Genomic DNA, 19837 nt, shown 5'->3' with positions numbered 1-19837 from the left:
CCCTTTCCGGAATCGAGGACACGTCAGCGATTGGTGCTTGCCCGGCGGTACCCGACCAGCAGCGGCCACAGGCACACCAGCACGATGCCCAGACACCAGGCCGCCGTGATGGTCAGTGGCCACTGCACCGGGCCGCCGACGGCCACGGCGCGCATCGCGTCGACCGCGGGCGACAGCGGTTGGTACTCGACCAGCGGCTGCACCCAGTTCGGGTACTGGTCAAGTGGGACCAGACCGGTGCAGAAGAAGGTGGCCACCAGAGCGAACACCTGGATCGCCTCCACCAGAACGGATTTCTGCCAGTAGAGCGCGATGGTGAGCACCAGCACCGAGAAGGCGAGACCGAATGCCACCGGAATGGCGAGCCATACCACCGTCTGCGCCACCCCGCGGTGGAAGCGCAGCCCGAGGGCAAGACCCGTGGCCAGCACGATCAGCGAGGTCAGGACCAGCCGGACCGCCTCGCCGGTCAACCGGGAGAACAGGTCCGCGGCGCGGTGCAGGGGAAGGACGTGCAGCCGGGCCAGAAAGCCCGCGGACCGCTCGGCCATGAGGTCGACCACGCCCGCCGTCGACCCGGTGATCGCGCCCACCAGCGTCACCAAGGGCACGCTGCGATACAGGCCGTTCTCGCCGGTGAGGGTGGTGACGGAGTCGCCGAGCACGATCTTGACGGTGAGCAGGAAGATGACCGGCAGGATCAACGCGTGCAGGATCGTCATCGGGGTCCGAGACTCTCGGAGCAACAGCCGACCGGTCAGCACCCAGGTGTGCGACGCCAGATGCCGCAGCGAGTTCTCCGAGTACCCGGGGCCGGCCACGGGGGCCGGTGCGTGGATGACCATCAGTCCCGCCGCCGGTAGACCGCCACCGCGAACGGCAGCATCACCACGATCAGGCCGCCCACCCAGGCCAGTGCGGGTCCGACTGCCGACCAGGTAACCGGTACGGCGCCGGGCACACTGTCACCGGCGAACGCCTGCAGGGCGTTGACCAGTTGGGAGATCGGCTGGTTGCGGACTACCGGCTGGATCCATTCGGAGAACCGGTGTGCTGGCTGGATTCCGACTGACAGCAGGCCGAAGATCAACTGCGGCAACAACAACCACTGCGCGGTCGCGGCCGGGTTTTTGGATCGCGTCCCCACCACGTCGCCCATGAACGCCATGGCGACGCCTGCAGCGATCACCAGCAGACAGAATGCCGCGGTGTAGGGGAAGCTGCGGTGGAACCGGAACCCGACGACGTAGCCGCACGCCAGGGCCGCTGTCAGGCCGATGACACTGCGGTAAACGCTCGCCGAGATTCGAGCGGCCAGCGGCGTCAACGGCGGGATCGGCATCGCCTGGAAGCGGCGGTTGATGCCCTGCACGGAGTCCGTCGCCGCGCGGAACGCCGTCGAGATGGTGGCGAAGGCGATTGCCTGCAGGACGATGATCGGCATCAGGTACTGCGCGTACGAACTCAGCCCGAGATCGGGCCCATCCATCAGCTTGTGCAGCGGGATGTAAAAGCTCGCGGTCACCGCCGCCGACGCCGCCACCGCGACGCCGACCTCCCCACTGCGCAGCGTGGGGACGATCTGCCGGCGGGTCAGCACCCACCACTGGTGCAGCGCGGAGGGATCCGGCCGCGCTCCGAGCGGGATCGCGGTCACGACATCAGCTCCTCGGCGTGCGCGGCGGGGGCGTCACCGGTCAGTGCCATGAACACGTCGTCGAGTGATGGCCGACGCAGCATGATGTCCTGCAGTTCGATGTTGGCCTCCTTCAACCGCCACAGCGCAGCGGTCAGGGTCGCCGGGCCGTCCGGCGCAGGCATGACGATCCGGTCGGAACTCGAGTTGGCCGCTGCGCGGTTGACGTCCGGAAGGAGCGGACCCAGCGCCTCCACCATGGCCGGGAGCGCCCCGGCGTCGCGGGGCACGATCTCGCAGTAGGTGCCGCCGGTGCGCTCCTTGAGTTCGTCGGCGGTGCCGTGCGCGACGATGCTGCCGTGGTCGATCACCACGATGCGGTCGCTCAACGCGTCCGCCTCCTCCAGATACTGGGTGGTCAGCAGGGTCGCGATGCCGGCTTCTTTGAAGCCCCCGACGAGTTCCCAGATGGCTTGCCGGGAGCGGGGATCCAGGCCGGTGGTCGGCTCGTCGAGGAACACCACCTTCGGACGGACAACGAGGCCGCAGGCGATGTCGATGCGGCGGCGCATGCCGCCGGAGTACGTTCCCACTCGCCGGTCAGCGGCGTACTCGAGATCGAACTGGGCCAGCAACTCGTGCGCCCGGTCGCGGGCCGCAGCCTTCTTCAGGCCCTGCAACCGGCCGAACATGACCAGGTTCTCGTATCCGGTGAGCAGGTCGTCCAGGGCGACGTGCTGTCCGGTGAGCATGATGGACCGGCGCACCAGCGCGGGCTGGCTGCGCACGTCGTAGCCGGCCACGCTGGCCCGGCCCCGGTCAGGAGAGGTCAGCGTCGAGAGGATCTCCACGGTCGTGGTCTTGCCGGCACCATTGGGCCCGAGCAGTGCCACCACCTCGCCGCACCCGACGTCGAAGCTGATCTCCCGCAGCGCGTCCACGGACCCGAAGGACTTGCCGATCCCCTCGACGACAACACCTTTGTCACCGAAAACCTGATCCAACTGCGACATGGTGTTCCCCTTAATCCTCGTCGTCGAGGACGGCGGCTGAGAGGTCCACCAGAGCCAGTGCCTCGACGTCGTCAGCACCCTCGTCGTCGACGACCAGGCCGCCGATGGCTTCTTCGAGCAGGCCCATCAGGGTGGGCACGAAGCGCTCCACCACCGCGCCGATCGTCGTCTCCGACACCCGCCGGTAGTCGTACCACCAGTCGACGTGCAGGGCGCCGCCCAGGCGGTAGGCCCGGATTTCGACGGCGTGCCCGAGGCCGGGCGGGGTGTCGCGGACCGTGCGCTCGCTATCGCTGTCCCAGCCGACCGGCGCTTCGGAGTTCTGCCATTCCGGCAACATTCCGAGGTCGGAAAGATGAATGTCCGCAAGCGCGGTCCCTTCGAAGAGCCGTGCGGTTGGCGCGTGCAGATACCGCAGAATGCCGTAGCCGATGCCGTAATGCGGCACCGCCGTCATGGTCTGACCAACGTCGTCCAGGAGTTGTGTCGCGCTCGCGCCCGACAGCCCGACGCACGACACGGCTACCGGATAGAGGGTGGAGAACCAGCCGATCGTGCGGCGCAGGTCCACGTCGGGCTTGAGCACCGACCGTCCGGCACCGGTGAGGTCGACGGCGACGACGCCCTCGCCGAGGACCTCAGCCAGCACTCGGGCCAGCGCGGCTAGCAGAATCTGGTCGATACCGGTCTGCAGCATCCGACGGGCGTTATCCATCATGGAGGTCTGCTCGGGAGACAGCGCGCCGGGAAGGCGGATCAGGTCGGCAATGCCCGGCGGCCCGCTCGCGGCCGAATCCGCTACCCGCAGAGAGGCTTTGGCGACCGTGTCCATCCAGTAATCCCGCCGTTCGAGAACGGCAGGATGCGCCGCCAGTGCGGCAGCGTGTCGCGACCACTCCCGCCACGACGTAGTCGCGGGCTCCAAGGCGATGTCCCCCCCGGCGAGGCGCTGCGCGAAAGCCGCCAGTAGATCGGTCAACAGGATCTCTCGCGACATCGCGTCGTCGGTCATCTTGTGCACGGTCAGAACCAGGTAGCGGCCGGTACCGGCGGCGTCGGTGACGTAGGTGGCGGTCAACGGAAGACTGCGCAGATCCTGCGCCGCGACGGTTTCGGCAATGACGGCCGACAACGCCTCGCGTTCGTCACCGCCGGCCGGTAGTGACCGCTGCTCGAGTTCGACCGGCTCGCCGGACTCGGCGATCTGCTGCTCGGCGATGCCCGCGCGCTCAACGATTCGCATCCGCAGCGCATCGTGATGGTCCACGACCGCGTTAACGACGGCGGCGGCGTCGTCCGGGCTGACCGGCGCGTTGAGCCGCAACACCAGCGGCGCTCGCCAGCTGCCCCGCTCGGCGAGGCCGGTGTCGAGGAATCGCGCGATGTTCGGCGGCACCGGCACACCCAGCTCGACGGGGATGTCGCCGGTGAGGCCGCTGGAGGCGTAGCGGGCAATCAGGGTGTCGGCCAGCGCCGACAGGCTCTGGTGGTCGTAGAGGTCCTGCGGGGTGAGCTCGACACCTTCGTGGTTGGCGGTCATCGCCACGCCGATCGCAAGCAGCGAGTCACCGCCGATGTCGAAGAAGTTGTCACTCGGCCTGACCGACTCCACGCCGAGGCACTGGCTCCAGATCCGCTGCAACGTCTCCTGCATGTGGGCCCGCGGGTCGGCGGGTTTGGCCGGCGCGGCGCCGTTGGGTGACGCGGCGGCCGCGGCGGTGGCCGTTGGCGGCTGGTTGACCGCACGGTGCAGATCGGCAACCTCGATCCAGTGGCGTTGCCGGGCGAAGGGATACCCCGGCAACGTCACCCGCGTCGGGTGCTCGCCCTGCAGCGGGGTCCAGTCGACGTCGACACCGGCGGACCACAGCTGGCCGAGCGCCAGCAGGAAGGTATCGCGATCGTCGCGGGCCTGCAGTGGGTGGCGCATCAGGCGCACCGCCCGGTGGTGGTCGTTCCAGGCCGGTAACCGGAGGGCCGACCCGGTCAGGCTGCCGCCGGGTCCGACCTCGACCAGCAGCCGGTGCGGATCATCGAGCAGTTCGGCCAACTCGTCGGCGAAGCGGACGGTGGAGCGGACGTGCTGCGCCCAGCGTTGCGGGTCGGTGGCTTCGTCGGCCGTCATCCAGGTGCCGGTGATGTTGGACAGCATCGGGATGGCCGGCTCACGCAGCGTGACGGTCGAGAGGAACTCGGCGAAGGGTCCCAGGACAGCGTCCATCGACTGGGAGTGGAACGCATGCGACGTCCGCACCCGCCGGGCCGGGATGCCCTGCCCACCGATCCGTTCGATGAACGCCGCGATGGCATCCTCCGGACCGGCCACCACACAGCTGCCCGGGTCGTTGACAGCGGCGACGTCGACGTCGGCACCCAGGTGTTCGGCGATGTCCTGCGGGGTGGCGGCCACTGCCACCATGGCACCGCCGGGCGCGGTCTGCATCAGCCGGGCCCGCAGCGACACGATCTTCAGTGCGGTCGGCAGCTCGAACACCCCGGCGATGGTGGCAGCCACCAGTTCGCCGATGCTGTGTCCGGCCAGCGCGGCCGGTTCGACGCCGTAGGACATCGCAAGGCGCGCCAGTGCGTACTCCACGGCGAACAGCGCGGGCTGAGCGAGGTCGGTCGGCTCGAGGTCCGATCCGTCGAACACCTCGGCGGCCAGGTCGATGCCGAGATCGGCGGCGAACCCGGCGGCACAGGCGTCGAAGCTCTCGCGGAACACCGCTTCGGTGTCATAGAGCCCGCGGGCCATCCCGACGTGCTGAGCACCCTGGCCGGGGAAGAGGAAGGCGATCCGCCCGGCGCCAGACGGAACACCCTGCGGCCCCTCGGTGATCGCGACCTTCTCTTGATCGGCTGCGTTGAGCGCGGCGATCGCGTCAGACCGGTCGTGCACCACCGCAGCCAGTCGGTGCTCCTCACGGCGACGGCCGCTCAGGGTGTGGGCGACGTCGGCCAGCGCGAGTTCGGGGTTCCGATCGAGTTCGGCGGCCAGAGCGGCGCGGCAGGCCGCGAGCGACTCGGAGCTGCGCGCTGAGAGCAGCAGCACCTGCGGTCCCGGCGGTGCGGTGCTGCGAGGCGACTGCGGTGCCTCCTCCAGCACGACGTGCACGTTGGTCCCGCCGACGCCGAAAGAGCTGACGCCGGCGCGCCGTACACCGTCTGATTCCCACTCGGCGTATCGGTTCTGAACGACGAACGGTGTGCGCTCCAGATGCAGTTCGGGGTTCGGCGCGGTGTAGTGCAGGGTCGGCGGGATCGCCCTGTTCTCCAGGCAGAGGATCGCTTTGACCAAGCCGGTGATCCCCGAGGCGACCTCCAGGTGGCCGATGTTGGACTTCACCGAGCCGATGACGCAGGGCGCCGAGCGCTCGGCTTCGGAGACCTCGAAAGCCTGCCGCAGTCCCTCGATTTCGATCGGATCCCCGAGTGGGGTGCCGGTTCCGTGCGTCTCCACGTATCCGATGCTCGCGGCGTCGACCCCGGCGACGGCATGCGCCTCGGCGATCACCTCGGCCTGCCCGGCGGCGTTGGGAGCGGCGTAGGTCATCTTCACCGAGCCGTCGTTGTTGATCGCCGACCCGCGGATCACCGCGTGGATGCGGTCGCCATCGGCCAGCGCAGCGTCCAGCGGTTTCAGGACCACCGCGGCAACACCGCTGCCGAACACGGTGCCGTCGGCGCGGACGTCGAACGGCCGGCAGTGCCCCACCGAGGACACCATCGCGCCGGGCTCGTACCAGTAACCGACCTGGTGCGGCACCCGGATCGACGATGCGCCGGCCAGCACCATGTCGCTCTCGCCGGTCAGCAGGCTCTGGCAGGCCAGGTGCACCGCGACCAGTGAGGAGGAGCATGCGGTCTGCACCGACAACGCCGGACCGCGCAGGTTGAAGGCGTGGGCGACGTGGGTGGCCAGGTGGTCCTTGTCGTTCTGCAGCGACAGGTTGACCATCTCGACGGTGGCGCCCTCACCGATGATCGCCTTCGGATCACGGTGCGACATCAGGTTGTAGAGCAGATAGCCGCTGACTGAGGTGGTGCCGAAGACCCCGATCGCACCCTCGAAGGCGGCTGGGTCGTAGCCGGCGTCCTCGAAGGCGTGCCACGCGGTCTGTAGGAAGAGCCGCTGCTGCGGGTCCATCATCCGGGCGGCGTAGGGACTCATGCCGAAGAATTCGGCGTCGAACTCCTCGACGCCGTCCATCAGGGCCCCCCGGCGGACGTAGGAAGGGTTGGCAAGCGCAGCGGGGGTGACGCCGGCGGCCGTCAGCTCCTCCGCGGAGAGGTCGACGATCGATTCCTCGCCGCGGCGCAGGTTGTCCCAGAACTCGGTCACCGAGCCGGCGCCGGGGAAGCGGCCGGCCATGCCGATCACCGCGATCGCGTTCGGCGGCATGTCGGAGTCGTTCGCGTGGCTCACCCGTCGTCTCCTTTCCTTCTCCGCATCGCGGCTCCCTGGCGGGCCATGGCGCGCTGCCGGGCACGCGCTCCGAGTCCGGACGCGCGTTCGGTGGCGGCGGACTCGGCCAGACCGAGCTGGCCGATCAGGTCGTCGGTCAGCTCGCGCAGCGAGGCGCCCTGCAACAGCAGCGCAACCGGTGGCTCAACGCCGAAGTCGGCGCGGGCGGTGTTGCGGATCCGAACCGCCATCAGCGAGTCCATCCCGAGGTCGATCAGCGGTGATGTCGCATCCAGGGGCCAGTCCTCGGGATATCCCATGATAGCCAGCAGGCGCATCCGCAGCCGGTCTGCGACGACCGTGGCGGCCTCGGCGGCGTCAAGTTCCGCCAGCGCCTGCGGACCGGCCCAGTCCGCCGCGCCCTCGCGGTCGTCGAGTTCCTCGGCGAGCTCCGAGAAGTAGCCGAGGTCACCGATCTCGGGGAAGGCCGCCGCGGCACGGTCCAGCCGCAGCCGCGCCACGCCGGCGTTGACCGCTCCGGCGGCCAGCAACGCCTCGAGGGCTTCGACACCCTCAGCCGGGCTGATCGGATCGAGGACCCCCATCGTCAACCCCTGCGCCACACCGACATCCGCCCACTGGCCCCAGTTCACCGAGGTCGCCGGCAGGCCCGCTCCGTGCCGCCACTGTGCCAGGGCGTCCAACCAGGCGTTGGCGGCGGCGTAGGCGCCCTGGCCCGGAGAGCCGAGCAACGCAGCCATCGAGGAGAACCCGACCCACCAGTCGAGGTTGCGGCCGCGGGTCGCGTGGTGCAGCCGCAGCGCACCGAATGCCTTTGCGTCCCACACTCGTTCCAGGCTGTCCTTGCTCATCGTTGCGAGAATCGCATCGTCGATGACGGCCGCGGAGTGGATCACGCCGCACAGCGGCAGGCCGGTGGCCTCCGCGGAGTCGACCAGCGCCTCGGCCACCCCCGGCGTGGCGATGTCCCCGGTGACCACCTCGATCTGGCTGCGCTCGCCCAGTTCATCGAGCACGGCTTGAGCGCTCGGTGTCGGGGCGCTGCGTCCATTGAGGACCACGCGACCGGCGCCGCGGTCGACGAGCCATCGGGCCATCACCAGACCCAGCCCGCCCAGTCCGCCGGTCAGGACGTAGGAGCCGTCAGGCCGAACGACGTGGTCGTACTGCGGGGCGCCGATCGCGGTGCGGGAGAGCCGTTCGACATAGCGTCGGCCGCTCCGCCAGGCCACCACGTCGTCGCGGTCGGTGAGTTGCAGTTCGGTGACCAGCGTGGCCAGCCCATCGCCCCGGGTCTCGATGTCGACCAGTGTGGCGTGCAATTCGGGATGCTCGTGGGTCAGCACCCGCACCAGGCCGCGCAGCGCGCCAGCCGCGGGGTTGCCGGCCTCGCTGTCGGCCACCACCAGCCCGCCGCTGGTCACCAACCACAGCCGTGGCGACTGCCCGTGCCAGCCACGCGCCACGGCGCGGACCGCCGCGGCCACCGACCACACGGTGTCCCGAGTGTGGGTCAACGCTTCCACGCCGACGGGGTCCGGCGAGGTGCCGCCGACGAAGACCACCACTCCGCGCGGCGGCAGGGCCGGGTCGGCAGCCGTCTCGGCGAACGCGCGCAGCACGGCGCTCTCGTCGTGCAGGTCGGCGATGAACACGCGCCGCGACAGCGCTCCGAACTCGGCGGCCAAGTCCTCGGCCATCGGTGTCATGCCGCTGTCGGCCAGCACCAGCCAGCTGCCCGGCTCGACGGGGGCCGGGGGCGCGTCGGCGGCCGCCCGCTGGACCCAGGTGGTGCCGAAAAGCCTCTGGGACAACGGCAGAGGGACCGTGCGCCGTTCGACGCGCCGCACGTAGACGCCGGTGATCTCGGCCGTCGGGTTGCCCGCATCGTCGAAGATGCGGACGCGGCCCAGCATGCCCGCTCCGCCATCGTCGAGGCTGGTGAGCTCGGCGCGGCATATCGCGGTCGGTCCGACTTCGCCGAAGACCCGGATCGACTCGAAAGACACCGGAAGGTAGGTGGCGTCGGCACGATCGGCGATGAGATCGGCGGGAAGAGCGGCGGCGAGACCCTGCATCGCCGCGTCGAGCAGCACCGGATGGATGCGGTAGGCGGGATTGCGCGGAGTCTCCTCCGGCAGTGCGATCGCGGTCTCCGATCCGCCTGCCGCCAGCCGCGCGATCCGGGTGAGACCGGCGAACGCCGGGCCGTGCTGCTGACCGCTGTGCCGCAGCGCGGCGTAATAGTCTGCGATCGAGAGGCTGTCGGCGAGTACCGCGGGCGTGAGCGGGGTCCGATCGACCGTGGCCGGGTCGACCTCCTCGACGCGTGCGACGGCGTGGCGCAACCAGATGCCGTTGTCGGTGCGCGAGTGCACCTCAACTCGCGGGGCATCACCGGTACCGGCCGACAACTGGGTGGTGATCGGGGTGAGCTCGCTCAGCGGCAGCATCTGTTCGATCTCGAGGTGCCGCACGTCGACCGCCGCGGGCGACAACCCGAGCGCTTCGCACGCTGCCGCGAGCACGATCTCGGCGAAAGCGGGCCCGGGCAGGATCGGCTGGCCGTGGACCTTGTGGTCGGCCAACCAGCGGTTGCGTGCGGTGCCCACGTCGCCCTGCCAAACGTGCCCGGCTCCGTTGGGCAGTTCGACATGCGTGCCCAGCAACGGATGGGTCCCGCGCGGCAGTGCCTGCCCGGAAGCGCCGGCCACCCAGAAGTGGGCGTGCCGCCACGGTGTGGTCGGAATGTCGGCCAGTGCCGCGACGGCGGGTACGTCATTCGCCGGCGCGAGGGAAGCCACCTGGGTGTGGAAGAACAGGCTTTCGGGATTCCCCCGGTTCAGTGTGGGCAGCACCTGGACGCGATCGGTAGCCCCCAGGTAGTCGAGGGTGTCGTTGACCGCGTGCAGGAGCACGGGATGCGGACTGACCTCGACGAGGCAACCGTGATGCTGGGCGGCCGCGGCGATGGCCTGGTGGAATCGCACGGGGTTGCGCAGGTTGTCGCACCAGTAGTCGGCGTCGAAAGCCGGCCCGCGGTCGTGTTCACGGGCCGTGCTCAGGATCGGGATCGACGGCTGCCGCGGCGCGATGTCGGCCAGCAGCGTGCGCAGTTCGGGCAGCACGGGGTCGATCAGGGGGTGGTGGGAGGCGACGTCGACCTCGATCGGTCGGGCGAGCCGGTTCTGCGCATGCACCGCGTCGATAACGGCCTGCACCTGTTCGACCGGGCCGGCGACCACGGTCTGTCGCGGCGCGGCATACACCGCCAGCGTGACATCGGGATACTCGGCGAGCAGCGCGGTGGTGGCCTCGGCGTCGAGTTCCAGCAGGGCCATCGCACCCTGGCCGGACAACCGGGACATCAGCCGGGAGCGGGTGGCGATCACCCGCAGTCCGTCGGCGACGCTCAGCGCACCGGCCACGACGGCCGCGGTGACCTCACCCATCGAATGTCCGATCACCGCATCCGGTTCGATGCCGTAGCTGCGCCACAGTCGCGTCAGCGCCAGCTGCACGCCGACCAGCACCGGCTGGACGCGGGCGATGCCGGTGACCGGCTCGCCCGAGGAGAGCACGTCCCGGAGCGAGAAGCCGGTCTGGGCGACGAAGTCCGGCTCGAGCTCGTCGACGGCGGCGGCGAACGCCGGCTCGTCGGTGAGCAGCCCACGACACATCCCGGTCCACTGCGATCCCTGGCCGGAGTAGACGAAGACGGTGCCCCGAGCGCCGGAGTGCTGGTGCGGTTCCACCACACCCGGAGCCGGCTGACCGAGAGCCAGTGCCCGCAATCCGTCGGCGGCCTGGGTGTGATCGCCCGCGCTGACCGTGGCCACCAGCGGGTAGCGGGTGCGGTGGTGGGCCAGGGTGGCGGCGACGTCGGTGAGGGGCACGGCCGCGCCCGGCCCGCCGATCCAGTCAGCCAGCACGCCAGCCCAGTCGGCAAGCCGATCGGGTGTCTTCGCCGACACGGTCAGGGTGGTCACGGCGGACGGCATCTGGCCGGCGGGTCCGGTCGCCGGGTCGGGACCCTGCTCGAGGACGAAGTGGGCGTTGGTGCCGCCGAAGCCGAACGACGACACCGCCGCGCGGCGCGGTCCGGCACCCGGCCAGGCCATGTTGGCAGTGGGAACGAACAGCCGGGTGCCCGCGGGGTCGATGCCCGGATTCCAGTCGATGAAGTTGAGGTTCGGCGGAATGTGGGCGTGCCTGAGCGCGAGCGTGGCCTTGATGAAGCCGACGACGCCGGCGGCAGCCTCGAGGTGGCCGATGTTGGTCTTGACGGCACCGAGCGCACAGTCGCCGGTACCGCGACCGTAGGTCTGCGCCAACGCCTCGAACTCTATGGGGTCACCCAACCTTGTTGCTGTTCCGTGAGTTTCGACATAGGTCACCGACTCCGCGGTGACGTCGGCGGCGTGCAACGCCGCAGCGATGACGTCGCGTTGGGAACCGGCGTTGGGAGCGGTGAGGCCGTTGGACCGGCCATCTTGATTGACCGCGGAGCCGCGCACCACAGCCAGCACCCGGTCTCCATCCCGAACCGCGTCGGTGAGTCGTTTGAGAACCACCACACCGCAGCCCTCGCCGCGGACGAATCCGTCGGCACCGGCATCGAAGGAGCGGCACTTTCCGTGGGGGGAGAACATTCCCCAGGCAGACAGGGCCAGTTGCGTCTCCGGTCGCAGGATCAGGCTGACCCCACCGGCGAGCGCCATGTCGCTTTCGCGCATCCGCAGGCTCTGACACGCTTCGTGGATCGCGACCAGCGACGACGAGCATGCGGTGTCGAACGCCATCGCGGGCCCGCGCAGCCCGAGCAGATAGGCGATGCGACCTACGGTGACACTGTGCGCGTTGCCGGTCGCCCAGTAGGGGCTGATCACTTCGCTGTCGGCGACCGAGGCGGCCTGGTACTCGTTGTAGTAGACGCCCATCATCACCGCGGTGCGGCTCTCCGACAGCGCGTCGGGCCGGATGCCGGCGTGCTCAAGGGCCTCCCAGGTGACCTCCAGAAGCAGCCGCTGCTGGGGATCCATCGCCTCGGCCTCGCGCGGGGTGATGCCGAAGAAGTCGGCGTCGAAACCCCTCATGTCGGAGAGGAATCCGCCCCATCTGGTGTTCATCTTGCCGGGCGTCGTCGCGTCAGCGTCGTAGTAGGCGTCAATGTCCCAGCGATCGGCGGGGACCTCGGTGATGGCGTCACGCCCGTCGACCAGCAACTGCCAGAAGCTGTCCGGGCCGTGCACGTCGCCGGGCAGCCGGCAGCCGAGGCCGACCACGGCGACGGGCTCCGCACGGGCCAGTCGGGACGCCTTGCTGAACCGGTCGTCGAGTGTGCCCCGCTGCTCGCCGGTCATGGCCGAGATACGTTCGTACACCGATGTCATAGCAGGTTGTCTTCTCCAGTCGACATGCCGGCTTCCACGCTGTCGAACAGGTCGTCGAGCACGCCGAGGTCGTCGGCGGCGTCCTCGGCCGCCGGCGGGCCGGCGCCCGGATCGCCCTGCGGCGAAACACGTTCGGTGAGATAGGCGGCCAGTGCCGCGACAGTCGGGTAGTTCCACAGCATGGTGGCCGAGAGCTCGACGCCGACGAGGAGTTCGGCCTCGCGGCGCACAGACATCGCCATCACCGAGTTCATGCCCAGCTCGGCGAACGGGATGTCGCCCTGCAACTCCTGCTCCGGCAGCCGCAGCTCACGGGCCAGGATGGCGCGCAGGCCTTCAGAGACGCGCTGGTACACCTCGGCGGCGGGCAACCGCGACCAATCCGGTCGCGTGTGGGTGTGCCGTTCGGCGTCGGGTCGGTCGCCGTCGGTCACCGGGATCACGACGGCCTGGGCGACGTCGAGGGTGCTGACGAACGACCACGCCTGGAACGCCTCGTCGGCCTCGATCGGCCGGGACCCCATGCGCTCGAGTTCGGCGACCACCAGCGCCGCGTCGGCACCGAAGCCCAGCCCGCGCCACGCCACCCAGTCGATGCTCTGGGTCAGGCCACCACGGCGCGTCCGCGACCGGGCCAGGGCGTCCAGATAGGCGTTGGCGGCGGCGTACCCGCCCTGCCCGGGTACGCCGAAAACCGTTGCCGCTGAGGAGGTCAGGAAGAAGAAGTCCACCGATTCGGGTCCGAAGACGGTGTCCAGGGCGGCTGCCCCGGCTATCTTGGGCGACATCACCGCCCGCAGGGCGGTCTCATCGACATCGGTCAGCAGCCGGTCCTCGGTGATCCCGGCGGCGTGAATCACGCCGCGGATCGGCGGCGCGCCCTGTTCGTCGCGGCGGTCCACCAACGCCTGCAGGTCCTGCGCCACCGCGACGTCCAGGGCGACCGCTTCCACCGCGACACCGCGCGCTTCCAGCGCCCGGATACCGGCGATACGACCGGCCACGACGGAGTCGGCCACGGCGTCCCAATCCCGCCGCGGCGGCAGCGGCGTGCGGCTGGCCAGGATGAGCCGCCGGGCGCCGAGGTCGGCCAGCCAGGACGCGATTGCCATACCCAGCGCGCCAAGGCCGCCGGTGACCAGATAGGCCGCGTCCGGCCGGCACCGCACGGCGGGCCGGACCTCGATTGCGTCGGCGGGAACGAGCTCGGCGGCGCAGATCTCTCCGTCGCGCAGAATCATCGGGGAGGTCGCCGGTGCGCCCAGCTGCTGCAGCAGGGCAGGCAGCCACACCTCCGGCTCCGCCGCCGCATCCAGGTCGACCAGCCCGCCCCAGATCTGCGGTTGCTCGGCGGCGATGACATTGGCCAGACCCCACAAACAGCTCTGCGGCAGCGCCGTCGGCTCGGCCTCCAGGACGCCGCGGGTCAGGATCCACAGGCTGACAGGCTCCCGGCGCTCGGTCAGCCGGCGGACCCACCCGCTGAGTTCGGCCGCCACCCGGACGGCGGTGTCGAGGTCTGCGCCCGCCGGGGTGTCGGCCACGTACAGCACGTGGCGGGCTTCCTCGGGTGCGACGGAGCGCTGACCGTGGCGGCCAAGCAGGCCGGACACCCGATTGTTGGTGTCGGCGTCGGGCCCGATCACCGCGATCGCAGCCGAAACCGGCTGCACGGCGGTGCTGTCGACCGGCCGGGGCAACCAGGCGACCTGATGAACGAACCGGCGCGGATCGGCGTAATCGCCGATGGCCGCGCGGTCCAGTGCGGCGTAGCGCAGACCGCGGAGCACCAGCAGCGACGTGCCGTCGCCGGATGCCGCGACGACGTCCACCGAAGCCTCCCCGACGGGGCGGACCAGCAACGTCACCGCGTGCCCGGTGGCCTCGCTGAAGACGTGAATCGAGTCGACAGACGCGGGCACCAGCTGTCCCGAGTCGGCACCGCGCAGCGATCCCACGTGCAAAGCGGCGTCGAGCAAGACGACTGTCGACGGCTCGGCGACCGACACCTCAACGGCCGTGCCGTCGGGCGTCGTGGTCACACGCTGCACGGTCCACTCGAAGGGCGGTCCCTCGACACCGCGCTCAGCCAGGAAGTCAGCGATCGAGAAGTCTTGCGAAGCAACCGAATCGGTGGGCAGACGCTCCGGCTGCGGGGTGGGTACAGTTGCGGCGGCTGCCGCGGTCACGTGACGGACCCAGCGCTGGGTGTCGGCATCAGCCCCGGACGCCACCGTGATCGAGTCGCCGTCGGCCACCACTTGGATCGCACGCGGTGAGTCCATCACCAGAGGCTGCAGAAACGCGACATCGCGCACCCCGGTGGCGCCGCCTTCCGCCGCGGCGACAAGCACCGTGTGGCACAGCAGCGAGGCAGGTGCGACTTCCACACCATCCAGGCGGTGCCGGCCCGGGTAGGGCCTGGTCTCCGGTGCCACGCGTGACTGCCACAGGTGAGCGTGCGGTGTCACAACGGTGATGCGCTCGCCGAGCAGGGTTCCCGGCTGCGGTGCGCCACCGGACACCGAGCGACGGGGCGCCACGGTAAACCAGTGGTCACTGTGTTGCCATGGCGTGCTGGGCAATTTCGGGTGCGGCTCGGGCAGGTGCACGGTCTGCGGCGGGTGCTTGGTGTGAGCCGCGTTCAGGTTCGTGTGGAACGTGACGGTGTCGTCGGCGTCGCGCTGCAGGGTGCCGATGCTGTGATGGTGCCGGTCAGCCAGGGTGTCGTCGATGGCGTAGGTGAGCAACGGATGCGGACTGGCCTCGATGAAGATCGCGTGCCGCGTGGCCGCTTCGGCAACCGCCTGGGTGAACAACACCGGGTTGCGCAGGTTGTCGCACCAGTAGTCGGCGTCGAAGGTCGGCGCATCCCCCCGTCCGGCCGTGGTGGTGATGACCGGGATGGTGGGGAATCCCGGCATCAGGTCGGCCAGCTCCGCACGCAATTCCGGGAGTACGGATTCGATGATGGGGTGATGCGAGGCGACATCGACATCCACCGGCCGCGCGAGGCGTCCGGCGGCCTGCAGATCGGCAACGATTCGAGCGACCTTGCCGGGAGGCCCGGCGATCACGCTCTGCCGTGGTGAGGCGTAGACCGCAACGGTGAGTTCGTCGTCGCCGGCCACCAGATCCTCGGCGGCCTGCGGGCCCAATTCCACCAGGACCATGGCGCCCTGACCGGACAGCCGCGCCATCAGGCGGGAGCGGGTGGCGATCACCCGCAGGCCTTCGGCAGGCGTCAGCGCGCCCGCGACCACCGCGGCAGTGACCTCGCCCATCGAGTGGCCGATCACCGCTTCGGGCTGAACGCCGTAGCTGCGCCACAGTGCGGTCAGCGCCAGCTGCACTCCGACGAGCACCGGCTGGATCCGATCAATGCCGACCACCTCGGTGCCCTCCGCGAGGACCTGGCGCAGCGAGAAGCCGGCGTGCTCCACGAAATCCGGTTCGAGTTCGTCGACGGCCTGCGCGAACGCCGGTTCGTCGGCCAGCAACTGCCGGCCCATGCCCGCATAGTGCGAGCCCTGCCCGGAGTAGACGAACACCGCCCCCGGTGAACACGCCCCGTGATGCGGCGGCACCACCCCGGGATAGGTGCGTCCGTCGGCCAGTGCCCGCAGCCCGGCCACGGCCTCGTCGCGGGTCCGGGCCGCCACGGTCGCAAAGGCGCCCTGCCGGTTGCGGTGGTGGTTGACGGTGTGGGCGATGTGGGCCAGCGGCACGACCGCGCCGGGCCCGTCCATCCAGTCGGCCAGAGTCCCGGCCCACCCGGCGACCCGCTGCGGGTTCTTGCCGGAGACGACCAGGGTGGTGACCGGCGCCGGGGGCACCGGCAGCGGGGTGGTCGCCGGGGCGGGCGGTTGCTCGAGGATCAGGTGCGCGTTCGTCCCGCCGAAGCCGAAGGACGACACCCCGGCCAACCGGGGTCGTCCCGTCGAGGGCCACGTCGTGGGCTCATCGACGACCTTGAGCCGCAGCTCGTCGAACGGGATGTGCGGGTTGGGCGTAGCGAAGTGCAGGTTGGCCGGGATACGGCCGCGTTGGACGGCGAGGGTGGCTTTGATGAAGCCGACCACGCCGGCGGCGGCCTCCAGGTGACCCACATTGGTCTTCACCGAACCGATCAACAGCGGTGCGTCCGGGGCACGGCCGCGGCCGTACACCGAGCCGAGCCCGCGCGCCTCGATCGGGTCGCCCAGCAGGGTGCCGGTGCCGTGTGCCTCGACATAGTCGACCTCGTGCGGCTCGACGGCCGCGTCGGCGCACGCCGCCCGCAGCACCGCGGTCTGGGCGGCCGGGTTGGGCGCCATCAGCCCGTTGGATCGGCCGTCGGAGTTGATCGCCGATCCGCGGACCACCGCCAGGATCGGGTCGCCGTCGCGGATTGCCTCGGACAGTCGTTTGAGCACCACCATGCCGCAGCCCTCGCCGCGGACGAAGCCGTCGGCACCGGCGTCGAAGGCGCGGCAGGCTCCACTGCGCGACATCGCCTCGGCGGTGTCGAAGCTGCGCGTGATGGTGGGCGCCAGCACCAGGTTGACGCCCGCCGCCAGGGCCAGGTCGCTTTCGCCGAGGCGCAGGCTCCGGCACGCCAGGTGGATGGCCACGAGGGAGGACGAGCACGCGGTGTCGACGGTGACCGAGGGACCGCGGGCGTCGAGGAAGTAGGACAGCCGGTTGGCGATGATGCTCAGCGCGCCGCCGGTTCCGGTCCACGCATCGATGCGGGGCAGATCCGCCGACGCGAGAAAGCCGTACTCGCTCACGCAGGCCCCCACGAACACGCCGGTCTGGGTGCGCGCGAGTGTCTCTGCCGGGACGCCGGCGTTATCGAGTGCCTCGACGGCCACCTCGAGGAGAAGCCGCTGCTGCGGGTCGATGCGGTCGGCCTCGCCGGGCGAGATGTCGAAGTATTCGGCATCGAACGCGGCGACGTCGGCGAGGAAGGAGCCCCACCTGGTGACGCGGTCCAAAACCGCGCGGGTCTCGGGGGTACCGTCGTCGAACTGCTGCCAGCGCTCACCGGGCACCTCGCCGATGGCCGAGCGGCCGTCGGCGAGGAACTGCCAGAAGTTGTCCGAGCCGTGGATCTCCCCGGGCAGCCGGCAGCCGACCCCGATCACCGCGATCGGTTCGTGAAGGGATCCCTCGCTGAGTGCCTTGTGGGCGGGCGGCTCGGCATCGGGGTTGAGCAGACCGTGCGCCAGCGAGGTGATCGTCGGGTTCTGCCAGAAGTCCACCGGGGAGACCGTGCGGCCGAGCAGCTCGCTCAGCTCACCGGCCAGCACGACGGCATCGCGGGATCCGACGCCGAGCTCGTTGAGAGGTGCATCGAGGTGGATCTCCTCGGGGCTGCAGCCGATGGTGGTGACTAGGTAGTCGATCAACCAGTTACGCAGTTCGGCTTCGTCAGCCCACGACGTCATCCCGCGATGTCCAGTCGCTGGAAGTCGCCCTCACGATAGAGCTCAGCACACGACGAGCGGCGGATCTTGCCGCTGCTGGTGATCGGGATCGAGCCCGGCGACACCAGCACCAAGTCATCCACCTTCAGGTGGTGCGACTTCCAGACCGCGTCAGCCACTTTGTGTTTGACGGAGGCCAACTGCGGCACCGGCTTGATCTCGACGATGGCGACCAGGTTCTCCGAGGCGTCGTTCTCGACCGCGATGGCCGCGACCCGCCCGCCGGTGATCTCGCGGATCGTGGCCTCGATGTCCTCGGGATAGTGGTTGCTGCCGTCGACGATCAGCAGGTCCTTGAGCCTGCCCATGATGAACAGCTCGCCGTCGGACATCGTGCCGAGGTCTCCGGTCCGCAGCCACGGTCCGGCCGAAGTGCCCTCGGACGGGTTGTTGAGCCGGGCCCGGAACACCCGGGCGGTCAGCTCGGGCTTGCGCCAGTAGCCCAGCGCGATGTTGTCGCCGCGCGTCCAGATCTCGCCGATCGTGCCCGCGGGCTGCTCAAGGCCGGTCTCCGGGTCGACGATGCGAACCTCGTAGGCCTGCGGCGGACCGTAGCTGACCAGTTCGGTGGCGCTCCCCTGCGGGCTGTCGCAGCGCCGGGCGACGCCGCCGGCGAGTTGTTCCAGATCGAATCGGGCGGTGCGGACGGTGTCGGAGATCGGCGGCGAGGCGACGTAGAGGGTGGCCTCGGCCAGACCGTAGGAAGGCCGGATGACCTTCTCGGTCAGGCCGAACTTCGCGAACCGGTCGATGAACCGCTTCACCGTCCCGTAGTGCACCCGCTCGGCTCCGCTGAGAATCCCGTGCACGCGGCTCAGGTCGAGGCCCTCCATGTCGGCGTCGGTGGTACGGCGCGCGGCGAGTTCGAAGGCGAAGTTCGGCGCGCCGGTGAAGCACAGCGGGTTCTGCGCCATCAGTTGCATCCAGCTCGCGGGCCTGGACAGGAACGCCAGCGGGCTGGTCAGCACCGAGTCGCAGCCGGTGACCAGCGGTGAGCACACGCCCATGATCAGACCGAGGTCGTGGAAGAACGGCAGCCACGACACGACCGAGGTCTCCTCGGGCACCCTGCCGCCGAATTCGCCGAAGTAGTCGGTCACGATCTGCTCGACGTTGCTGGTGACGTTCTGGTGGGACACGATGACCCCCGCCGGGGTGCGGGTCGAACCCGAGGTGTACTGCAGGTAGGCGGGACCCGGACGCGAGTGGTCGGTGGTGTCGCGCTCGCGAGTCGCGTCGGCGTCGACGACGTCGACCTCGATGACGGTGGGCGCGGGCTGGCCGGGATTGCTGATGGCGTACTTGTTCACGTCGCCGACGTGGGCCGACGTGGTGAGCAGCACGACCGGGGCGCTGTCCTCCAGGGCGGCGGCGACGCGCTGATCGTGTGTGCCGAACATCGGCACCGACAGCGGGACGGCGATGAAGCCGGCCTGCAGCGCGGCGAAGAAGGCCACGATGTAGTCGAGGCCCTGCGGGGCGAGGATGGCCGCGCGATCGCCGGTGGTACCGCTCTTGCGCATCTCCTCGGCCAACGCCAGCACCCGCCGGTGGAGCTGCGACCAGGTCAGGGTTTCGGGGTGGCCGGTCCCGAGCACGACGCCGTCCATGAAGGTGTAGGCGATCGCGTCGGCCTGCTCGGTGGCGCGAACCTGGAGCAGGGCGGGAAGGGACATCTGGGTGCCGGGCATCTGGGGACCTCTTCGACTCGGTTCATCCTGGCGCGTCCCCGAGGCAAAGCGCAATCTCGGGCAGCAGACCTTCGGCGCAAGCGAACGACGCGCGCGAGACACCCCGTGATGCGCTGCCTACGGCAGTCCAACGGTTGTCGCGCCCGTGCCCCCGTGCGCGCCTCAGATCTCTCAGGATTTTATCAGCTATTTCGGTTCTTGGCGAAT

At 69.9% G+C, this 19837-nt stretch carries 7 protein-coding genes; all 7 read right to left on the bottom strand.

Features of this window, described 5'->3' with window-relative positions; genetic code table 11:
- Positions 1-23: 23 nt before the first annotated feature.
- The 7 genes from ACKOB8_RS10300 to ACKOB8_RS10270 are packed head-to-tail and all read right to left on the bottom strand — an operon-like array spanning position 24 to position 19630.
- On the bottom strand, positions 24-845 hold the full coding sequence (locus tag ACKOB8_RS10300; RefSeq protein ID WP_526377118.1) for an ABC transporter permease: 822 nt from the start codon (positions 843-845) through the stop codon (positions 24-26).
- A complete protein-coding gene (locus tag ACKOB8_RS10295) occupies positions 845-1657 on the bottom strand; it encodes an ABC transporter permease (protein ID WP_526377117.1) in 813 nt (270 codons plus the stop codon). The genes ACKOB8_RS10300 and ACKOB8_RS10295 overlap by 1 nt, the downstream gene beginning before the upstream one ends.
- Positions 1654-2649, bottom strand: a complete 996-nt coding sequence (locus ACKOB8_RS10290) for an efflux ABC transporter ATPase subunit, DrrA-related (protein ID WP_526377116.1) — start codon at positions 2647-2649, stop codon at positions 1654-1656. Before ACKOB8_RS10290 ends, ACKOB8_RS10295 begins: the two co-directional genes overlap by 4 nt.
- 10 nt (positions 2650-2659) lie before the next feature.
- On the bottom strand, positions 2660-7051 hold the full coding sequence (locus ACKOB8_RS10285) for a type I polyketide synthase (protein WP_526377146.1): 4392 nt from the start codon (positions 7049-7051) through the stop codon (positions 2660-2662).
- A gap of 20 nt (positions 7052-7071) precedes the next feature.
- A complete protein-coding gene (locus ACKOB8_RS10280) occupies positions 7072-12468 on the bottom strand; it encodes a type I polyketide synthase (protein ID WP_526377115.1) in 5397 nt (1798 codons plus the stop codon).
- Entirely contained in the window at positions 12465-17900 is a 5436-nt protein-coding gene (locus ACKOB8_RS10275; protein WP_526377114.1) for an acyltransferase domain-containing protein, read from the bottom strand. Before ACKOB8_RS10275 ends, ACKOB8_RS10280 begins: the two co-directional genes overlap by 4 nt.
- Positions 17897-19630, bottom strand: a complete 1734-nt coding sequence (locus tag ACKOB8_RS10270) for a fatty-acid--AMP ligase (protein ID WP_526377113.1) — start codon at positions 19628-19630, stop codon at positions 17897-17899. Before ACKOB8_RS10270 ends, ACKOB8_RS10275 begins: the two co-directional genes overlap by 4 nt.
- Positions 19631-19837: the final 207 nt, after the last annotated feature.

The organism is Mycobacterium sp., assembly GCF_046091765.1.
Classification (GTDB): Bacteria; Actinomycetota; Actinomycetes; order Mycobacteriales; family Mycobacteriaceae; genus Mycobacterium.
This window is presented reverse-complemented; position numbering and strand designations above follow the sequence as displayed.